This window comes from Streptomyces sp. NPDC002499 (genome assembly GCF_053595415.1).
Genome location: NZ_JBSFXO010000015.1, coordinates 221,826 through 239,660 on the forward strand (window position 1 = coordinate 221,826; position 17,835 = coordinate 239,660).

Sequence of the window (17,835 nt, forward strand, 5' to 3'; positions counted from 1 at the left end):
AAGAGAACGATGAGAAGGCTGTCGACGGCCCAAGTGCGGGCCGGGGCGGGGCTGTCAGGGAGACGTCTCGTCGCTACCGCGCGCCGAGTCGAAGACATACCGCACCAAATCGCTGTCCTTCTTCGGAACCGCCACGTCGTACGTCCCGTCGGCCGTGGCGAGTTCGTAGCGGTCGAACTTCGGCGCCATCGGCACCTTCTCGCCGGTGGCCTTGAGCCGGAAGGGCGGTCTCAGTGTCGCGCTCCCGCTGCCCCGCCGGTCGTTCCAGACCGGGTCCTCACCGACGGCGAGGCGCAGCTGCCCCGACCTGGTCCGCGCGATCTGCTTGCCCTTTCCCACCGAGACCATGGCCGCTCCGCCGATGCTGCGCGTGAACGCCGCGATCTGGAGGACCTGCCCGTCCCGGAGGTCCGCGATGTCCTGCGCGGATGTACGGCGCCGGATCCACGCCCAGCGCAACAGCACGTCCAGCATCGTTTCCGTCCCGGCAGAACGCCGAACCGCCCGCATTTCCCGCCCCATTGATTCCCGCCTCGAAGTCGAAGATCCGCAACAGGAGAACACTGAAGGCGGCCGCTCCGCAGAGCAACCGCCTTCAGTCAAGCGCGAGTCAACAATCGGTCGGATCAGACCGCCGAACCGGCCTTCCAGTCCGCCCAGCTCAGGTTCCAGCCGTTCAGGCCGTTGTCCGGGGAGACCGTCTTGTCGCCGGTGTTCTGGACCACCACCACGTCGCCGACGATGGAGTGGGTGTAGAACCAGTAGCCCGCCGTACCCGTGTCGTTGGCGCCCTTGGTGTCGGACAGGCCCACGCAGCCGTGGCTGGTGTTGACGCTGCCGAAGACGGACTTGGCGCCCCAGTAGTTGCCGTGCACGAAGGTGCCGGAGTTGGTGAGGCGGATGGCGTGGGGCACGTCCTTGATGTCGTACTCGCCCTTGCCGTCGTCGTCGGTGAAGCCCACGGTCGCGCCGTTCATGCGCGTCTCCTTGAACTTCTCCGACATCACCATGATGCCTTCGTAGGTCTTGTTCTCCGGCGAACCGGCCGAGATCGGGATGGTCTTGATCGTCGCGCCGTTGTGCGTGATCTTCATCTGCTTGGTCTTCGCGTCGACGTAACTGACCTGGTTACGGCCGATCTTGAAGGTCACCGTCTTCTGCTGCACACCGTAGACACCGGACGCGCCCTCGACGCCGTCGAGCGCGAGCTTCAGCGTGACGGTGGAGTTCTCGGTCCAGTACTTGTCGGGGCGGAAGTCGATGCGGTTGGCGTTGAACCAGTGCCCCACGACCTCCTGGCCGCTGCTGGAGGAGACCGTGATGGCCTTCTGGACCGCGGCCTTCTCGGTGATCGCCTTGTCGAAGTTGATCGACACCGGCATGCCCACACCGACGGTCGAGCCGTCCTCCGGCGTGAAGTTCCCTATGAAGCTGTTGGCCGGGGAGACCGTGGTGAACGAGGCGTTCTCGTGGGCGACGCGGCCGTCCGAGTCCTTCGCGGCGGCGGCCAGCTTGTAGGTGGTCGAGCGCTCCAGCTGGGTGGTCGGCTTCCAGCTGGTCTTGTCGGCCGACAGCTCGCCGGCGACCTTCGCGCCGTCGGCCGTCGTCATCGACACGGTCGTGAGCGTGCCCTTGCTGACGGTCACCGCGGCCGAGTTGTTGATCGACGCGTTGTCCGAGCCGTCCTTGGGCGTGATCTTGATGTCGGCCACGGACGTCTTCTTGGCCGCCGCCTCGTCCGCCTTGGCCTGCGAGGACTCGCTGCTCCCACTGGAGGCGTCGTCGTCACCGCCGCTGGAACACGCCGAGAGCACCAGCACACCGCCGAGCAGTGCGGCCGCGACCGAGAGGCCCCTGCGCCGCTTACTGTCCGTCATCACACGCTTCTCCATCGCTGCCGATATCCCCAAAACCCCGAGAGTCCCCGTTGGCACGAACGTCCCCGCCACAGAACTTCAACGCTACGACCGGTTCACCCCGTTCCACATTCCGGTTACGTGTGGGGCGTGCCACGTCCACCGGGGCCAGTGGTGCGGATCTCGGTCCGTGCCCTACTGAGACGACGGAACCCCGGCCGGCGGTTGCCACCCGGGGTCACCTGTTCCCCAAGTCACATCAGGAGGCGTCCCGCGCCCCGTCACCGTCTCCTTCGTCATCATCCTCGTCCAGATCCCAATCCGGCGAATCGGGGTCGTAGTCGATCGGCTCGCTCGACCAGGAGGCCTGCGCGAGTTCGACCCCGGGCACCTCGCTGACCAGGTCGAACGGATCGACCAGATACGCGAGCGCCTCGGCGGTGTCTTCCGTCACAGCGTCCTCGGCGTGTACCCGCTCATCGGCCGGCATATCGTCCTCCGCGGCGATCCGGCGCAGTGCGGCCTTCGTCACGGCGTCCGCGTCGTCGACTTCGAGGACGAGTTCCACGCGAAGCCGTACAAATCGTGAGGTCTCTTCAAGGCTCATGCCGGGAGCGTAAGGCCCACAGCTCCCGTGACTTTCCCGTGACCCGCTCCTTTCACTAACATCGGCCCACACGGCCAATTCGCCAGCGCCACAAGGGGATCGATATTCCGTGTCATCCGTTCGCCGTCCGTTGCTGACCGCCACCGCCGCGGGGACCCTGCTGGGTGCCCTGTGGTTCGTCCCGTCCGCCAACGCGACTCAGGACACCCCGGTCAGAGACCAGCCATCGGCGACCGCGACGACGCAGGCCAGGGCCACTTCGCAGACCTCGGAGCAGACCGCGGACCAGACCTCCGCGCACACCGACCCGGCGTCCGACGAGGCGGTCGGGAGCGAGACCCGGCTGGCCGACACGGGCAGCTTCGACACGACTCCGTACGTCGTCGGCGGGACCCTGTTCCTCACGCTGGGTGCCGGGTTCGTCGTCTACTCGGTGCGTCGCGAACGGCTCGGGTTCTAACCCGCTTGACGTTTCCTTGACCAGGACTTCATAGTCCGCTCATGAAGAGATCATCGAGGGTGCGCATAGGCGCCACCGCGACGGCGGCAGCGCTGTCGCTCGCCCTCATCACGGGGTGCGGCGGGGAATCCAAGGACAGCGGGAGCGACAGCTCCTCGGCGGACAAGGACTCCTCGTCGACGACGGCCGCCAAGGCGCTCAGCGCGGCCGAGTTGGGGAAGCTGATCATCGCCAAGGGCGATCTGGACGGGTTCGACGTCCAATCCGCGGACACCGGGGGCAAGTTCGCCGAGTCCAAGGACAAGGTGAAGGTCGTCGACGCCAAGTGCGCGCCGCTCGCCTACGTCCTCACGGGTTTCGCGCCGGGCGCGGACGAGAGCGCGTACGTGAACCGGATGGCCACCGAGAAGAGCACCGAGCCGACGCCGACGGGCACCTCCGACGAGGACCTGGACGCCACCATGGACAACCTCCAGGACATCCTCGACTCGACGATGTCGATCGTCTCGCTCTCCTCGTACGACGGCGAGGGCGCCCAGGAGACGCTGAAGTCCGTGTCGGACGCGGTCTCCGGCTGCGCGAGCGGGTTCTCGGTCTCGGCGCCGGGCGAGGACACCCAGAAGTTCACGAAGGTCGTCGCCGAGAAGGCCTCCGGCACCGGTGACGAGTCGATCGCCTTCGCGGTGTCGGGACCGGTCGAGGGCGACATGACCACGGTGCACGGCGAGGTCGTGCGGCACGGCTCGACGGTCGCCGCGTACTACTCGCTCAGCCTGGCGGCGATGGCCGGCGAGAAGGTCACGTACGACATCCCGGCGGAGCTGATCAAGGCCCAGGCGGCCAAGCTCAAGTAGCACCGCTCCGGGGCCCGTTCGACGACGAACGGGCCCCGGGTTCCACAGGCGAAATCCGCTACTGCAGCGGTCCGGTGACCGTCTCCGCCGCGGCCACCAGTGCTCCCTCGCGCACGAACACGTCCGCGGCGGCCAGGTCCGGCGACAGGAACCGGTCGGGGCCCGGCCCCTGGACACCGGCGGCCCGCGCGGCGTCGATGACGGCACGCGAGGCGGGCGCGGGGGTCAGACCCTCGCGCAGCTCGACCGCGCGGGAGGCGGCGTAGAGCTCGACGGCGAGCACGCGCGCGAGGTTGTCGACGGCGGTGCGCAGCTTGCGGGCCGCCGACCAGCCCATGGACACGTGGTCCTCCTGCATCGCGGAGGACGGGATCGAGTCCGCGGACGCCGGTACGGCCAGCCGCTTCAACTCGCTGACCAGCGCGGCCTGCGTGTACTGGGCGATCATCAGGCCCGAGTCGACGCCGGCGTCGTCGGCGAGGAACGGCGGCAGACCGTGGCTGCGGTTCTTGTCGAGCAGCCGGTCGGTGCGGCGCTCGGCGATGGAGGCGAGGTCCGCGACGGCGATGGCGAGGAAGTCGAGGACGTAAGCGACCGGCGCGCCATGGAAGTTGCCGTTGGACTCGACCCGACCGTCGGGCAGCACAACGGGGTTGTCGACGGCAGAGGCCAACTCCCGCTCGGCGACCAGGCGGGCGTGCGCCAGGGTGTCCCGGCCGGCGCCGGCGACCTGCGGGGCGCAGCGCACCGAGTAGGCGTCCTGGACGCGCGGGGCGTCGTCCTGGTGGTGGCCGGTGAGCTCCGAACCCTTCAGCACGGCCAGCATGTTGGCGGCGCTGGCGCCCTGGCCCGGGTGCGGGCGGATGGCGTGCAGTTCGGGGGCGAGCACCTTGTCGGTGCCGAGCAGGGCCTCCAGGGAGAGGGCCGCGGTGATGTCGGCCGACTTGTAGAGGCGGTCCAGGTCGGCGAGGGCCATGACCAGCATGCCGAGCATGCCGTCGGTGCCGTTGAGAAGGGCGAGGCCCTCCTTCTCGCGCAGTTCGACGGGGGCGATGCCGTGCTCGGCGAGCAGCTCGCCGGCCGGCCGTACGACCCCGTCGGGGCCCTCCGCGTCGCCCTCGCCCATCAGCGTCAGCGCGCAGTGCGAGAGCGGGGCGAGGTCGCCGGAGCAGCCGAGGGAGCCGAACTCGTGCACGACCGGGGTGATTCCGGCGTTCAGCACGTCGGCCATGGTCTGCGCGACCTCGGGGCGGACGCCGGTGTGTCCGGAACAGACGGTCTTGAGCCGCAGGAACATCAGCGCCCGTACGACTTCGCGCTCGACCCGCGGGCCCATGCCGGCCGCGTGCGAGCGGACGATGTTGCGCTGCAGCTGGGCGCGGAGCTCGGGGCTGATGTGCCGGGTCGCCAGGGCGCCGAAGCCGGTGCTGACGCCGTAGACGGGCTCGGGCTTGGCCGCCAGCGTGTCCACGATCGCGCGGGCCGCGGCGAGGGCCGTCACCGCCTCCGCGGAGAGTTCGACCCGGGCGCCGTCGCGCGCCACGGCGAGAACGTCGGACGCGGTGACCCCCGACGTCCCCACCACCACAGTGTGCATATCCATATTCAGGAGCGTACGCAGTGAAGACGGAGATGTCACTACTGGGTCGGGGTTACGACCCTTACACGGTTCGGGGCTTGCGGAGACCGGCGTCCATCAGGAAGACCCGTGCCCATCAGGAAGACCCGCGCCCATCAGGTGTGCCTGCCCCGGAACCGGCGCCGCTCCGCCGGAGCCGACGGCGCGGGGGTGTCGGCCAGCCGCACGACCGGGTCGTCGACACCCTCCCGCCCCGCCACCACCGGCCGGTCCGCGCGCAGCGCCTTCGCCCGGTACTGGGCGGCGTCCGCGAGCCGGAAGAGCCGGCGGGCCGAGCGGACGGGCCCGATCGGGTCCGCGGTGGACGCGACCCCGCACGCCACCCCGTCGCCCAGCTCCAACTCGGCGGCACGGCGGCAGAGTTCACGGGCCGCCTCGACCACGTCGTCGGCGGCCGGGCCGACCGCGAGCAGACAGAACTCGTCCCCGCCCAGCCGGGCCGCGAGCGCGTCGGGCAACATCGCCCCGCACAGGGAGAGGACGGACCCGAAGCGCTCCAGGAGCCGGTCGCCCACCGCGTGCCCCTGGGTGTCGTTGACGCGCTTGAGGCCGTTCAGGTCGCAGACGACGAGGCTGACGACGGTCCCGTCGGCGCGGTGCCGCTCGACGGCCTCGTCCAGCCGCAGATCGACGGCACGGCGGTTGGCGAGCCCGGTGAGAGCGTCGGTGAAGGCGAGCCTGCGCGCCTCCTCGAGACGCTCGGTCTGCGCGATCCCGGCGGCCACCACGGAGGCCAGGACGGTCGCGAAGTCGGCGTCGGCCCGCGCGAAGACGGGGGCGCCGGCCGGCCGGGCCACGTACAGCTCGCCCCAGGCCCGCCCGTGCAGCACGATCGGCGCGACGACACAGGAGCCGCGACCCCGGCGGCGCAGGGCGGCGACGCGCTGATGGACGTAACCGGGACGGCCCCCGGCGGCCGGGCCCTCGGCCGTCTCCACCCAGGCGTTGGGCTCGCCGCCGCCCGCCCACCGCTCGTGCAGGAACTCGGTGATCTCGGGGAACTGGTGGACCGGGTACGACTCCTCGTCCGGGAACTCGTCCTCGTCCTCGGCCCGCTCCCCCACGTTGACCAGGACCCGCAGCCGGCTGCGCTCGCGCTCCCACACCGACAGCGCGGCGAAGCTCCCGCCGAGCGCCCGGCACGCCCCGGCCGCCGCCGCCCGCCACGCCTCACGCGAGCCGTGGGCCGCGGCCATGCCCTGCGCCAACGCCACGACGGCCGTGAGCCGGTTGTCCTCACCCATTACCCCAGGCTAGGGAGGTTTGAGTGGTTATGTGACTCTGGTGCGGCGGTGGGGTGAGTGGCCGTCGGTCAACGGGCCGCCCCGCACCCGGACCTCCGGTCACGGGGTCGCCCGGCACCCGGGCCGCCGCCGAACCACCGCACTACTCCCCCGGCCACTGCGGCTTCCGCTTCTCGTTGAAGGCCGCGACCCCCTCCGCCCGGTCCCCCGAGAACGCCACCGCCCGCCAGGCCGCGTCCTCGACCTCGAGGCCCGCCCGCAGATCGAGCCCGTGCCCCAGGCGCAGCGCACGCTTGGCCGCGCGTAGGCCGACGGGCGAGTTGGCGGCGATACGGGCCGCCAGCGCCAGCGCCGCCTCGCGGTCCTGCCCCGCCTCCACCAGCTCGTCGACGAGCCCCAACTCCCGCGCCTCCGCGGCCTCCAGCCGCCGCGCCGTGAAGATCAGCTCGGCCGCCCGCGCGGCCCCGACCCGCCGTGGCAGCAACTGCGTACCGCCCCCGCCCGGGATCACCCCGACCGACACCTCCGGCAGCCCCACCACCGCCGTCCGGTCGGCCACGATCAGGTCGCACGACAGGGCCAGCTCGAACCCGCCGCCCAGCGCGAAGCCGTGCACGGCGGCGAGGGCCGGGACGGGTAGGTCCAGTACGCCCGTGTAGGCGGCCCGCGAGCCGGGGCGCTGACGCAGCATGTCGGCGTCCGTGAACGAGTTCCGCTCCTTGAGGTCCGCGCCGACGCAGAACGCCCGCTCGTGCGTCGAGGTCACCACGACCGCGCGTACGTCCTGGTCGGCGCTGAGCGCGGCGCAGCCCGCGGCGATCGAGCGGGCCATCTCCCTCGACACGGCGTTCATGGCCTTGGGCCGGTCCAGGACGAGTTCGGCGACATGTCCGTCCTCGTGCCGCCGTACCAGTACGAACTCCCCGAACCGCTCCTCGCTCATGACACCCTCCGGTTAACGCGGGTTAACAACAGCTCCGGTCCCGATCATCGCAGGCGCGCGGGGGCGGGGGAAGGCCGAGCGTCCCGTGCCGGTTCGCGTCCGGCTCCCGGGCGTGCTTCGGGGCGCTCCGGGGCCGACTCCCCGTTCGAGTGACAAGCCGCCCAACTCCCGTCGCACCGCCCACGGCAGCGCATAACGTGCGTCCGCCACGGCGCACCGGGGGCGCGAGGGCAGCGGGGAGGGATCGCGATGACGGACACCGAGGTCAGGGCGGGCAGGGAGACGGGCAGCGGGGAGACGGGCGACGGGGACACGGTGGGCGGCAGCCCCGCCCTCGGTCCGCGTCTCTTCGGCTCCACCGGGCGGCACCGCAGGCCACGCCCCCGCAAGGTGCTCTTCGCGGCGGGCGGCATCGCGCTCGCGGCCGGTGTGCTGAGCCTGGTCCGGCTCGCGCCCGAGTCGGGCGTCGGCGGGATCGGCGCGGCCGAGGCGGAGCCGGGCCAGCAGCTCCCCGACATCGGGACCGACCGGGCGACGAACGCCGCCGCGACGCTCGCGGCGAGCCCCGTCCCGTCGGCGACCTCCGTGATGGGCGAGGAGAGCGCCACGCCCACGGGCGTCCCGGTGCCGACGGCCACGACCTCACCGACCGCCCGGCCGGGAGCAGGCCTCACCCCGGGCCCCACGACGATCCCGGAGGCGCCCAACGCGCCGACGACCGCGCCCAGGGCTCCGGCGCCCGCGACGACCGCTCCCGCACCGCAGCCGACGCCGACCGCGACCCGGGCTCCGGCGCCGGCCCCGACCCACACGGCCGCACCGCAGCCGGCCCCGCAGCCGACGCGCGACCCCGGCCTGTGCGTGCCGATCGTCGGCGTGTGCGTGGGCCTGCTGCAGCACTGACCAGCCGGCCCACGGAAAGGGCCGGCACCGAGAAACGGGGTTACGCCGTCCCGGCCCGCCGCGTCAGCAGCCAGGGTTCGACCACGCCCAGGCCGCGCACCGGGCGCTGCCACATCGGCTGGAGCGCGAACCGGTAGGTCGGCGGCTCCTCGCCCTCCTTCTCGGCGGTGGCCGCGGCCTCGGCGGCCTCCGCCTCCGAGGCGGGCGACTCGCCGCTGCGGATCAGCTCCTCCGCGAAGGCGCTGTCGACCAGCACCGCGTCCCGAGGAGCTATCGACGTCAGCCGCGAGGCCAGGTTCACCGTCGTACCGAACACATCGCCCATACGGGTGGTCACCGTGCCGAAGGCGATGCCGACCCGCAGCTCGGGCATCGTCTCGTCGTTCGCCATCGTCTCGATCAGCCGCAGCGCGATCTCCGCGGCGATCCCGGCGTCGTCCGCCGCGTACAGCACCTCGTCGCCGAGCGTCTTGATGAGCCGTCCGCCGTGCGCTGCCACCAGGTCGGCGGCGGTCGTCTCGAAGGCCTCGACGAGTTCGCCGAGCTCCTCCTCCTCCATCCGCCGGGTCAGCCGCGTGAAGCCGACCAGGTCGGCGAACCCGACCGCGAGCCGCCGGTCCACCATCTCCTCGTCGTCGGCCGCCTGTACGACCCGGCCGGTCGCGGCGGCGAGCTGGCGCCGCCAGACGTAGACGAGGAACTCCTCCAGCTCGGGCAGCAGCAGCTCGATGAGGGGGTACGTCACCTCGGTGCGCGTCATGCCCGGCTCGGGCGGCTCGGTCAGACCCTCCAGAAAACTGTCGATCTGCCACTCGGCCAGCCGGGCGGTGGTCTGCCCGGTGGACCGGGCCACCTGCACCGCCATCGCCTCGCTGAGCAGGCCCGCCTCCACCAGACCGGCGAGCCGGCGCAGGGCCAGCACGTCCGCCTCGGTGAGCGCCTTGGCCTGACCGATGTCCGCGAAGCCCATCGCCCGCCAGAAACGCGAGGCCAGCTCCATGGAGACGCCCGCGCTGCGCGCCGCCTGGAAGGGGGTGTAGCGCCGCTCCGCGCCGAGGATGAGCCCTTCGAGACGCAGTGCGAGCGGGTCCTCACCGGGATTCTCTGTGGGGTCGCCGGGGTTGTCGGGCGGGTCAACCCGGCCGTCCGCGCCCGCGCCGGAGCCCGTGTCGTCGACGGTCACGCCTGCTGCCCTTCCGATCTGCCGCGGTCAGGTATCGACCGGCCATAACTCTACGACAGCTGTGCCGTAGCTCACTCCGCGGAACGGAGGGTTGTGCGACCACTGAAGGACAAAACCCTCACGCCGGGCGCAGGTGCACGATGTCCCCCGCCCCCACCGGCTCCTGCACTCCCTCCCCCGTCGCGAGGACCAGGCGTCCGTCGCCGTCGATGGCGACCGCCTCGCCGGTGACGGACCGGTCGCCGGGGAGTTCGGCCCGTACGACCCGGCCGAGCGTGGCGCAGCCCGCCGCGTACGTCTCCTGCAGACCGCTCGCCGTCGGGTCGCCGCCGGCCGCGCGCCAGCGGCCGTACCACTCCTCCAGGGAGCGCAGGACGGCCCGCAGCAGCGGGTCGCGGTCCGTGGTCACCGCTCCGGCCAGCGCCAGCGAACCGGCCTGCGGGACCGGCAGCTCGTTCTCCCGCAGGGTGACGTTGATGCCCACGCCGACGACCACCGCGTCGTCGCGCGCGCGCTCCGCGAGGATGCCGCCGGCCTTGCGTTCCTCGCCGGCGATCGTCACCAGGAGGTCGTTGGGCCACTTGAGGGCGGTGTCGACGCCGGCGGAGCGGGACAGGCCCGTGGCCACGGCGACGCCGGTGAGCAGGGGCAGCCAGCCCCAGCGGGTCACGGGGACCTCGGCGGGCCGCAGCAGGACGGAGAAGAAGAGGCCGGAGCGGGCCGGTGCCGTCCACTGCCGGTCGAGCCGGCCGCGGCCCGCGGTCTGCTCCTCGGCGACCAGGACCGAGCCCTCGTCCGCCTTGCCCGACCCGGCCAGGGCGACCAGGTCGGAGTTGGTGGAGCCGGTGCTGCGCACCACCGTCACATCGCGCCACAGCCCGCCCTCCCGCACCAGCCCGCGCCGCAGCGCGACGGCGTTGAGCGGCGGCCGTTCGAGGTCGGACCAGCGGCTGTCGTCTGAGGCATCACGCGGCGTCATGCAAGCCACCCTAGGTGTGGCAAACGCCGCACTGCCGATTGGTAGGCACACCACTACGCTACGGATGAGTAACCGTCCCCCCTTTTGAGCAGGCAGGGAGCCGCGATCCCGATGTCCGAGCCGGAAGAGCGCCACGAGATCCAAGAGACCCAAGGAGCCCAAGGGACCCCTGGGATCGACATCCACACCACCGCGGGCAAACTCGCGGATCTCCAGCGCCGGATCGACGAGGCGACGCACGCCGGCTCCGCTCGCGCCGTCGAGAAGCAGCACGCCAAGGGCAAGTTGACGGCCCGTGAGCGGATCGAGCTGCTGCTCGACGAGGGCACCTTCACCGAGCTCGACGAGTTCGCCCGCCACCACTCCACCAACTTCGGCCTGGAGCACAACCGCCCTTACGGGGACGGCGTGGTGACCGGCTACGGCACGGTCGACGGCCGCCCGGTCGCCGTCTTCTCCCAGGACTTCACCGTCTTCGGCGGCGCCCTCGGCGAGGTCTACGGCCAGAAGATCGTCAAGGTCATGGACTTCGCGCTGAAGACCGGCTGTCCGGTCATCGGCATCAACGACTCGGGCGGCGCCCGCATCCAGGAGGGCGTCGCCTCCCTCGGCGCCTACGGCGAGATCTTCCGCCGCAACACCCACGCCTCCGGCGTGATCCCGCAGATCTCCCTGGTCGTCGGCCCGTGCGCGGGCGGCGCGGTCTACTCCCCCGCGATCACCGACTTCACGGTCATGGTCGACCAGACCTCGCACATGTTCATCACCGGACCCGACGTCATCAAGACGGTCACCGGCGAGGACGTCGGCTTCGAGGAACTGGGCGGCGCCCGCACCCACAACTCGGTGTCCGGCGTGGCCCATCACATGGCCGGCGACGAGAAGGACGCGATCGAGTACGTCAAGCAGCTGCTGTCGTACCTGCCGTCCAACAACCTCTCCGAGGCCCCGGTCTTCCCCGAGGAGGCCGATCTCACCGTCACGGACGAGGACCTGGAGCTGGACACCCTCGTACCGGACAGCGCGAACCAGCCGTACGACATGCACACGGTGATCGAACACGTCCTGGACGACGCCGAGTTCTTCGAGACACAGGCCCTGTACGCGCCGAACATCCTCACCGGCTTCGGCCGGGTCGAGGGCCGGCCGGTCGGGATCGTCGCCAACCAGCCGATGCAGTACGCCGGTTGCCTCGACATCACCGCGTCCGAGAAGGCCGCCCGCTTCGTACGCACCTGCGACGCCTTCAACGTCCCGGTCCTCACCTTCGTCGACGTCCCCGGCTTCCTCCCCGGCGTCGACCAGGAGCACGACGGCATCATCCGCCGAGGCGCCAAACTGATCTACGCCTACGCCGAGGCGACGGTCCCCCTGATCACCGTCATCACCCGCAAGGCCTTCGGCGGTGCCTACGACGTCATGGGCTCCAAGCACCTCGGCGCCGACCTCAACCTCGCCTGGCCCACCGCCCAGATCGCCGTCATGGGCGCCCAGGGCGCGGTCAACATCCTGCACCGGCGCACCATCGCCGAGGCCGAGACCAACGGCGACCTGGAGGCCACCCGCGCCCGCCTGATCCAGGAGTACGAGGACGCCCTCCTCAACCCCTACATCGCGGCCGAGCGCGGCTACATCGACGCCGTCGTCATGCCCTCCGACACCCGCGGCCACATCGTCCGCGGCCTGCGCCAGCTCCGCACCAAGCGCGAGTCCCTGCCCCCCAAGAAGCACGGCAACATCCCCCTCTAGCCCGCCCGGGAGCCGCCATGAACATCAAGGTCGTACGGGGCAATCCGACCCCGGAGGAGCTGGCCGCCGCCCTCGCGGTGGTCCGAGCACGCGCGGTGGCGGCGGAAGCGGCACCGAGCGGCGACGAGGAGCCCCCAAGGGCAGCCTGGTCCGACCCATCAAGGATCGCGACCCACCGCCTCCCGCAGCCCGGGCCCACGGCATGGACCCGCACATACTGGCCAAGCTGACTGGAACGAGGCCAGGGGCGCGGGGAACCGCGCACAGAGGGACAACTCAGGGCACCAATTAAGTACCCGTACTCAGGCGCAGGCCCCCCGCCAAGCCACACGCTAGTGACATGCTGTGGTCCGATCCGAAGAATGAGCCGCCTGACGAACTCCGCACCATGCAGGAGACCCTCAGGCGGCTCGGCCTCTTCCTGGCCGTGGCCATGATCATCGCCATGATCGTGCTGGGCCTGCGCTAGCGACCGGCGGCTAATCTGACCGCATGACCGCACAGCCGCGCAGACGACTCGTCCTCGCCTCCCAGTCCCCGGCCCGCCTCAACCTCCTCCGCCAAGCGGGCCTGGCACCGGAGGTGATCGTCAGCGGTGTGGACGAGGACGCCGTCACCGCCCCCACCCCCGCCGACCTCGCGCTCGCCCTCGCCGAGGCCAAGGCCTCCGTCGTCGCCGCCCGACCGGAGGTCCACGGCGCCCTGGTGATCGGCTGCGACTCGGTGCTGGACCTGGACGGCGAGGCGCTGGGCAAGCCGGCCGACGCCGAGGAGGCGACGGCCCGTTGGAAGGCGATGCGCGGCCGGGCGGGCACGCTCCAGACCGGTCACTGCGTCTGGGACACCTCGGACGGCAACAAGCGGTACGTGTCGGCGACGGCGTCCACCGTCGTCCGCTTCGGCGAGCCCACCGACGAGGAGATCGCCGCGTACGTCGCCACGGGCGAACCCCTCTACGTCGCCGGGGCGTTCACGCTCGACGGCCGCAGCGCGCCGTTCATCGAGGGCATCGAGGGCGACCACGGCAACGTGATCGGCCTCAGCCTGCCGCTCGTTCGCCGACTGCTGGCCGAACTGGGCGTCGGCATCACGGAGTTGTGGGCGCCGGCGGAGGCGTGATCTTGGGTCCGTCGCCGCCCTTGGCGTCCTGCGGCTCCTCGCGGACGGGCTCCGGCCGGCCGTCGTAGGTCATCAGCAGCAGCACGATGAGCGCGAGTACGAGGATCATGAACAGGAACGCCGGCCAGCCCACCAGGCCCCAGACGAACGCGGCGAGCAGCCCGTGCACGACGGCCGCGCTGATCAGCAGGACGCGGCCGAGGCCGGCCGGCGGCCGGTTGCGCAGGGCCACCAGCAGGGCGACCACTCCGCACAGCGCGTAGTAGAGCCCGAAGACGATCCCGCCGACCTTCGAGGACACGGCCATCGTGTCCGAGTCGAGGCCGGCCAGGGACATGTCCTGCCGGTCGACGACGATGCCGAGGAACCAGTTCAGCGCGGCGACGCCGAAGGCCTCCACGAACAGCACGACCGCCACGATCCATGCCACCGGCCTGCGTATCACCGGTCCCCACCCACTTCCGAGCCGACCCTCGTTACCCCAAGTACGTTCGATACATCGCGAACGCTACTAACGGGTAAACCCGGGGACAAGGGTTCTGCGGACCGCAAAGAATCATTGGGCCATTCGTAGGGACTCCACAAAGAAACGACGTGGGCCGCAGCACGTGATGACAGAGACCTTGACCACAGAGGCGGGCTAGGGTTTCCCCGAGAGGTCCTGCGTACCGAGGTGCGACAAGGGATTTCATGGGTCGGGCACGCCTCGCATCACGCTCCGTGTGGGCAAGCTCACCACCCGGGACGGGTCGAAGTGCCGTGTCGGCAGTCCCTAAACTCGGCTTGTTTCAAGGAGGGAGCCTCAATCGTGCGCAAGGTGCTCATCGCCAACCGTGGCGAAATCGCTGTCCGCGTGGCCCGGGCCTGTCGGGACGCCGGGATCGCGAGCGTGGCCGTATACGCCGACCCGGACCGGGACGCTCTGCATGTCCGCGCCGCGGATGAGGCGTTCGCCCTGGGCGGTGACACCCCGGCGACCAGCTACCTCGACATCGAGAAGGTCCTGAACGCGGCCCGCGAGTCCGGCGCCGACGCCGTCCACCCCGGCTACGGCTTCCTCTCCGAGAACGCGGAGTTCGCCCAGGCGGTCCTGGACGCGAACCTGATCTGGATCGGCCCGCCCCCGCAGGCCATCCGCGACCTCGGTGACAAGGTCGCCGCCCGGCACATCGCGCAGCGCGCCGGTGCCCCGCTGGTGGCCGGCACGCCCGACCCGGTCTCCGGCTCGGACGAGGTCGTCGCCTTCGCCGAGGAGCACGGCCTGCCGATCGCCATCAAGGCCGCCTTCGGTGGCGGCGGCCGCGGCCTCAAGGTCGCCCGCACCCTCGAAGAGGTCCCCGAGCTCTACGACTCGGCCGTCCGCGAGGCCGTCGCGGCCTTCGGCCGGGGCGAGTGCTTCGTCGAGCGCTACCTCGACAAGCCCCGGCACGTGGAGACCCAGTGCCTGGCCGACTCCCACGGCAACGTGGTCGTCGTCTCCACCCGCGACTGCTCGCTGCAGCGCCGGCACCAGAAGCTGGTCGAGGAGGCCCCCGCGCCCTTCCTCTCCGAGGCCCAGGTCGCCGAGCTGTACTCCTCCTCCAAGGCCATCCTCAAGGAGGCCGGCTATGTCGGCGCCGGGACCGTGGAGTTCCTGGTCGGCACGGACGGCACGATCTCCTTCCTGGAGGTCAACACCCGCCTCCAGGTGGAGCACCCGGTCACCGAGGAGGTCGCCGGCATCGACCTCGTCCGCGAGATGTTCCGCATCGCCGACGGCGAGGAACTGGGCTACGGCGATCCCGAACTGCGCGGCCACTCCTTCGAGTTCCGCATCAACGGCGAGGACCCGGGCCGCGGCTTCCTGCCCGCCCCCGGCACCGTGACGACCTTCGCACCGCCCTCGGGCCCGGGCGTCCGCCTGGACGCGGGCGTCGAGTCCGGTTCGGTCATCGGCCCGGCCTGGGACTCGCTCCTGGCCAAGCTGATCGTCACCGGCGCCACCCGCGAACAGGCCCTCCAGCGCGCGGCCCGCGCCCTGGACGAGTTCCAGGTCGAGGGCATGGCGACGGCGATCCCGTTCCACCGCGCGGTCGTCAGGGACCCGGCCTTCGCCCCCGAACTCACCGGCAGCCAGGACCCCTTCACGGTCCACACCCGCTGGATCGAGACCGAGTTCGTCAACGAGATCAAGCCCTTCGCCGCCCCCGCCGACACGGAGACGGACGAGGACCCGGACCGCGAGACGATCGTCGTCGAGGTCGGCGGCAAGCGCCTGGAGGTCTCCCTCCCGTCTTCGCTGGGCATGTCCCTGGCCCGCACCGGCCTCGCCGCCGGCGCCCGCCCCAAGCGCCGCGCGGCCAAGAAGTCCGGCCCCGTGGCCTCCGGCGACACCCTCGCCTCCCCGATGCAGGGCACGATCGTCAAGATCGCGGTCGAGGAGGGCCAGGAGGTCAAGGAAGGCGACCTGGTCGTCGTACTCGAAGCGATGAAGATGGAACAGCCGCTCAACGCGCACAAGGCCGGCACCATCAAGGGCCTGTCCGCGGAGGTCGGCGCCTCCATCACTTCGGGCGCCGCGATCTGCGAGATCAAGGACTGAGTCGTACGGCATCGACAGGCGCCCGGCAGACGGCAACGGCCGCTCTGCCGGGCGCCTTCGCACAAGGGCAGGTGAGTCCCATGACGGCCAACCCCCCGGCAGGCCTGCGCGCCGACGCCCGCCGTAACTACGAGCGACTCCTCACCGAGGCCCGCGCCACCTTCGCCGCCCAGGGCACGGACGCGTCCCTGGAACACGTGGCCCGCCGGGCAGGCGTGGGCATCGGCACGCTGTACCGCCACTTCCCCAACCGCCACGCGTTGTTGAGCGCGGTCTTCGAGGACGCGGTGAACGACCTGCTGCTCCGCGCCCGGGATCTGGAGAACTCCCCCGAACCCTGCACGGCCCTGGTCACCTGGCTACGAGAGATCGTCACCCACGCCGTCGAGTACCGAGGCCTGTCCAGAGCCCTGATGTCCGTGACGACGGACCACACATCGGCCCTGTCCCGTTGCAGCGACCCGATCCAGCAGGCGGGCAAAGCCCTCCTGACGCGGGCTCAGCAAGCAGGCAAGGTCCGCGAGGACATCACCATCACAGACCTCCTCCAACTGACGCACGCCATCGCATTGGCAGCGGAGGAATCTCCAACGGACACAGACCTGGCAGACCGTTTGCTGGATCTGACGCTACGGGGCTTGAAAAGAGACTGACCTGCAACGCCCCAGTTTTTTGTCTTTAGGGGCGCGGGGAACTGCGCGACAAGCCCCCACCGACCCGCGGCCGCAATACGACCTATCGCCGCCGCATATCAGCAACGCGAGCCCGCTCAGCCCCCGGCGAAGTCTCACCAAGATTCGCCGCCCGAAGCCCCGTTCCCTGCCGGCGAGGCCCCGGCAGAGCCACATCCCGGCGAGCCCCCCGCGGGGGCCCGGCATCACTCCCCGCCCCACCGCCGGAGGCCCCCGCCCCCGCCCCGGCGACAGCGATCTGCACGCCCTGATCGGCCAGCGCCTGCAACTCCGCCCCCGCCCGGTCGTCATGGGCCGGCGGCTCGTCGGTCACCAACCGCGTGATCACATCCGTAGGCACCGTCTGGAACATCGTGTCCGAACCGAGCTTCGTGTGATCGGCGAGCACGACGACCTCCGCCGCGGCCTGCACCAACGCCCGGTCGACGGACGCCGACAGCATGTTGGACGTGGAGAGCCCGCGCTCGGCGGTGAGCCCGCTCCCGGAGAGGAAGGCACGGGACACCCGCAGTCCTTGGAGGGACTGTTCGGCGCCGCTGCCCACGAGGGCGTAGTTGGAGCCACGCAGGGTGCCGCCGGTCATGACGACCTCGACCCGGTTGGCATGGGCCAACGCCTGGGCCACCAGAAGGGAGTTGGTGACGACGGTCAGTCCTGGCACCCGGGCGAGCCTGCGTGCCAGTTCCTGCGTGGTGGTACCCGCCCCGACCACGATGGCTTCGCCCTCTTCGACGAAGCCCGCGGCGAGATCGGCGATGGCCGTCTTCTCGGCGGTCGCGAGATGTGATTTCTGCGGAAAGCCGGACTCCCGCGTGAACCCGCCCGGCAGTACCGCACCGCCATGCCGGCGGTCGAGGAGTCCTTCTGCCTCCAGTGCGCGCACGTCCCGCCGTACGGTCACTTCGGAGGTCTGGACGACGCGGGCGAGTTCACGGAGCGACACGGCCCCGTTCGCTCGCACCATTTCGAGGATCAATTGGCGACGTTCTGCAGCGAACACGAAACTGACAGTAACGCGGACGACCG

At 71.0% G+C, this 17,835-nt stretch carries 19 protein-coding genes; 9 read left to right on the plus strand and 10 right to left on the minus strand.

Annotation, left to right across the window (positions count from 1 at the left end; translation table 11 throughout):
- Positions 1-54 precede the first annotated feature (54 nt).
- The 3 genes from ACWD5F_RS37965 to ACWD5F_RS37975 all read right to left on the minus strand — a co-directional run bounded on the left by ACWD5F_RS37965 (position 55) and on the right by ACWD5F_RS37975 (position 2,463).
- Positions 55-474: a hypothetical protein gene (locus tag ACWD5F_RS37965; protein ID WP_451260839.1), complete on the minus strand. Its 420-nt coding sequence runs from the start codon at positions 472-474 to the stop codon at positions 55-57.
- A gap of 152 nt (positions 475-626) precedes the next feature.
- Positions 627-1,892 (minus strand): L,D-transpeptidase, encoded by a 1,266-nt coding sequence (locus tag ACWD5F_RS37970; protein ID WP_401713646.1) that lies wholly within the window; start codon positions 1,890-1,892, stop codon positions 627-629.
- A gap of 223 nt (positions 1,893-2,115) precedes the next feature.
- Positions 2,116-2,463, minus strand: coding sequence for a hypothetical protein (locus tag ACWD5F_RS37975; protein WP_451260840.1), 348 nt, complete (start codon positions 2,461-2,463; stop codon positions 2,116-2,118).
- A 109-nt stretch (positions 2,464-2,572) separates the two neighbouring features.
- On the opposite strand from ACWD5F_RS37975, the gene ACWD5F_RS37980 reads away from it, so the two are divergent.
- Both ACWD5F_RS37980 and ACWD5F_RS37985 read left to right on the plus strand, forming a co-directional pair.
- Complete coding sequence (locus ACWD5F_RS37980) at positions 2,573-2,923, plus strand: hypothetical protein (RefSeq protein WP_451260841.1); 351 nt, start codon at positions 2,573-2,575, stop codon at positions 2,921-2,923.
- 41 nt (positions 2,924-2,964) lie between these two features.
- On the plus strand, positions 2,965-3,777 hold the full coding sequence (locus ACWD5F_RS37985; protein WP_451260842.1) for a hypothetical protein: 813 nt from the start codon (positions 2,965-2,967) through the stop codon (positions 3,775-3,777).
- A 58-nt stretch (positions 3,778-3,835) separates the two neighbouring features.
- Here the strand turns inward: ACWD5F_RS37985 and hutH are convergent, their stop codons facing one another.
- The 3 genes from hutH to ACWD5F_RS38000 form a co-directional block, all read right to left on the minus strand.
- The gene (hutH, locus tag ACWD5F_RS37990; protein WP_451260953.1) at positions 3,836-5,374 is read right to left on the minus strand and encodes a histidine ammonia-lyase; all 1,539 of its coding nucleotides are present in this window, start codon (positions 5,372-5,374) and stop codon (positions 3,836-3,838) included.
- A gap of 137 nt (positions 5,375-5,511) precedes the next feature.
- Complete coding sequence (locus ACWD5F_RS37995; protein WP_451260843.1) at positions 5,512-6,660, minus strand: diguanylate cyclase domain-containing protein; 1,149 nt, start codon at positions 6,658-6,660, stop codon at positions 5,512-5,514.
- A gap of 142 nt (positions 6,661-6,802) precedes the next feature.
- Positions 6,803-7,603, minus strand: a complete 801-nt coding sequence (locus tag ACWD5F_RS38000; protein ID WP_451260844.1) for an enoyl-CoA hydratase/isomerase family protein — start codon at positions 7,601-7,603, stop codon at positions 6,803-6,805.
- Positions 7,604-7,852: 249 nt separating this feature from the next.
- Between ACWD5F_RS38000 and ACWD5F_RS38005 the strand changes: the two genes are divergently transcribed.
- A complete protein-coding gene (locus tag ACWD5F_RS38005) occupies positions 7,853-8,506 on the plus strand; it encodes a hypothetical protein (protein ID WP_451260845.1) in 654 nt (217 codons plus the stop codon).
- Positions 8,507-8,546: 40 nt separating this feature from the next.
- Here the strand turns inward: ACWD5F_RS38005 and ACWD5F_RS38010 are convergent, their stop codons facing one another.
- Together ACWD5F_RS38010 and ACWD5F_RS38015 are read right to left on the minus strand one after the other, a co-directional pair.
- Positions 8,547-9,689 carry an adenylate/guanylate cyclase domain-containing protein gene (locus ACWD5F_RS38010; RefSeq protein WP_451260846.1) on the minus strand — a complete coding sequence of 381 codons (1,143 nt, stop codon included), beginning with the start codon at positions 9,687-9,689 and terminating at the stop codon, positions 8,547-8,549.
- 118 nt (positions 9,690-9,807) lie between these two features.
- On the minus strand, positions 9,808-10,668 hold the full coding sequence (locus tag ACWD5F_RS38015; RefSeq protein WP_451260847.1) for a biotin--[acetyl-CoA-carboxylase] ligase: 861 nt from the start codon (positions 10,666-10,668) through the stop codon (positions 9,808-9,810).
- Positions 10,669-10,779: 111 nt separating this feature from the next.
- Here ACWD5F_RS38015 and ACWD5F_RS38020 point away from each other — a divergent pair, with 111 nt between their 5' ends.
- From ACWD5F_RS38020 to ACWD5F_RS38035, 4 genes are all read left to right on the plus strand, one after another.
- Positions 10,780-12,417 carry an acyl-CoA carboxylase subunit beta gene (locus tag ACWD5F_RS38020; RefSeq protein WP_401713661.1) on the plus strand — a complete coding sequence of 546 codons (1,638 nt, stop codon included), beginning with the start codon at positions 10,780-10,782 and terminating at the stop codon, positions 12,415-12,417.
- 17 nt (positions 12,418-12,434) lie between these two features.
- A complete protein-coding gene (locus ACWD5F_RS38025) occupies positions 12,435-12,647 on the plus strand; it encodes an acyl-CoA carboxylase epsilon subunit (protein WP_451260848.1) in 213 nt (70 codons plus the stop codon).
- Between the two features lie 110 nt (positions 12,648-12,757).
- Positions 12,758-12,886, plus strand: a complete 129-nt coding sequence (mmpB, locus tag ACWD5F_RS38030) for a morphogenic membrane protein MmpB (RefSeq protein WP_451260849.1) — start codon at positions 12,758-12,760, stop codon at positions 12,884-12,886.
- A gap of 23 nt (positions 12,887-12,909) precedes the next feature.
- Positions 12,910-13,536: a Maf family protein gene (locus ACWD5F_RS38035; protein ID WP_451260850.1), complete on the plus strand. Its 627-nt coding sequence runs from the start codon at positions 12,910-12,912 to the stop codon at positions 13,534-13,536.
- Here ACWD5F_RS38035 and ACWD5F_RS38040 read toward each other — a convergent pair.
- Positions 13,505-13,981, minus strand: a complete 477-nt coding sequence (locus ACWD5F_RS38040) for a hypothetical protein (RefSeq protein ID WP_401713668.1) — start codon at positions 13,979-13,981, stop codon at positions 13,505-13,507. The genes ACWD5F_RS38035 and ACWD5F_RS38040 overlap by 32 nt on opposite strands.
- A 363-nt stretch (positions 13,982-14,344) precedes the next feature.
- Here ACWD5F_RS38040 and ACWD5F_RS38045 point away from each other — a divergent pair, with 363 nt between their 5' ends.
- Together ACWD5F_RS38045 and ACWD5F_RS38050 are read left to right on the plus strand one after the other, a co-directional pair.
- Positions 14,345-16,117: an acetyl/propionyl/methylcrotonyl-CoA carboxylase subunit alpha gene (locus ACWD5F_RS38045; protein ID WP_451260851.1), complete on the plus strand. Its 1,773-nt coding sequence runs from the start codon at positions 14,345-14,347 to the stop codon at positions 16,115-16,117.
- Between the two features lie 80 nt (positions 16,118-16,197).
- The gene (locus ACWD5F_RS38050; RefSeq protein WP_451260852.1) at positions 16,198-16,770 is read left to right on the plus strand and encodes a TetR/AcrR family transcriptional regulator; all 573 of its coding nucleotides are present in this window, start codon (positions 16,198-16,200) and stop codon (positions 16,768-16,770) included.
- Between the two features lie 82 nt (positions 16,771-16,852).
- Here ACWD5F_RS38050 and ACWD5F_RS38055 read toward each other — a convergent pair whose 3' ends face one another.
- On the minus strand, positions 16,853-17,809 hold the full coding sequence (locus ACWD5F_RS38055; RefSeq protein ID WP_451260853.1) for a DeoR/GlpR family DNA-binding transcription regulator: 957 nt from the start codon (positions 17,807-17,809) through the stop codon (positions 16,853-16,855).
- Positions 17,810-17,835: the final 26 nt, after the last annotated feature.

Excerpts from the sequence above, each read along its gene's own strand:
- ACWD5F_RS37965 (WP_451260839.1), bottom strand. The coding sequence starts at position 474 with ATGCTGGACGTGCTGTTGCGCTGGGCGTGGATCCGGCGCCGTACATCC.
- ACWD5F_RS37970 (WP_401713646.1), bottom strand. The coding sequence starts at position 1,892 with ATGGAGAAGCGTGTGATGACGGACAGTAAGCGGCGCAGGGGCCTCTCG.
- ACWD5F_RS37975 (WP_451260840.1), bottom strand. The coding sequence starts at position 2,463 with ATGAGCCTTGAAGAGACCTCACGATTTGTACGGCTTCGCGTGGAACTC.
- ACWD5F_RS37985 (WP_451260842.1), top strand. The coding sequence starts at position 2,965 with ATGAAGAGATCATCGAGGGTGCGCATAGGCGCCACCGCGACGGCGGCA.
- hutH (WP_451260953.1), bottom strand. The coding sequence starts at position 5,374 with ATGCACACTGTGGTGGTGGGGACGTCGGGGGTCACCGCGTCCGACGTT.
- ACWD5F_RS37995 (WP_451260843.1), bottom strand. The coding sequence starts at position 6,660 with ATGGGTGAGGACAACCGGCTCACGGCCGTCGTGGCGTTGGCGCAGGGC.
- ACWD5F_RS38000 (WP_451260844.1), bottom strand. The coding sequence starts at position 7,603 with ATGAGCGAGGAGCGGTTCGGGGAGTTCGTACTGGTACGGCGGCACGAG.
- ACWD5F_RS38005 (WP_451260845.1), top strand. The coding sequence starts at position 7,853 with ATGACGGACACCGAGGTCAGGGCGGGCAGGGAGACGGGCAGCGGGGAG.
- ACWD5F_RS38015 (WP_451260847.1), bottom strand. The coding sequence starts at position 10,668 with ATGACGCCGCGTGATGCCTCAGACGACAGCCGCTGGTCCGACCTCGAA.
- ACWD5F_RS38020 (WP_401713661.1), top strand. The coding sequence starts at position 10,780 with ATGTCCGAGCCGGAAGAGCGCCACGAGATCCAAGAGACCCAAGGAGCC.
- ACWD5F_RS38025 (WP_451260848.1), top strand. The coding sequence starts at position 12,435 with ATGAACATCAAGGTCGTACGGGGCAATCCGACCCCGGAGGAGCTGGCC.
- mmpB (WP_451260849.1), top strand. The coding sequence starts at position 12,758 with ATGCTGTGGTCCGATCCGAAGAATGAGCCGCCTGACGAACTCCGCACC.
- ACWD5F_RS38035 (WP_451260850.1), top strand. The coding sequence starts at position 12,910 with ATGACCGCACAGCCGCGCAGACGACTCGTCCTCGCCTCCCAGTCCCCG.
- ACWD5F_RS38050 (WP_451260852.1), top strand. The coding sequence starts at position 16,198 with ATGACGGCCAACCCCCCGGCAGGCCTGCGCGCCGACGCCCGCCGTAAC.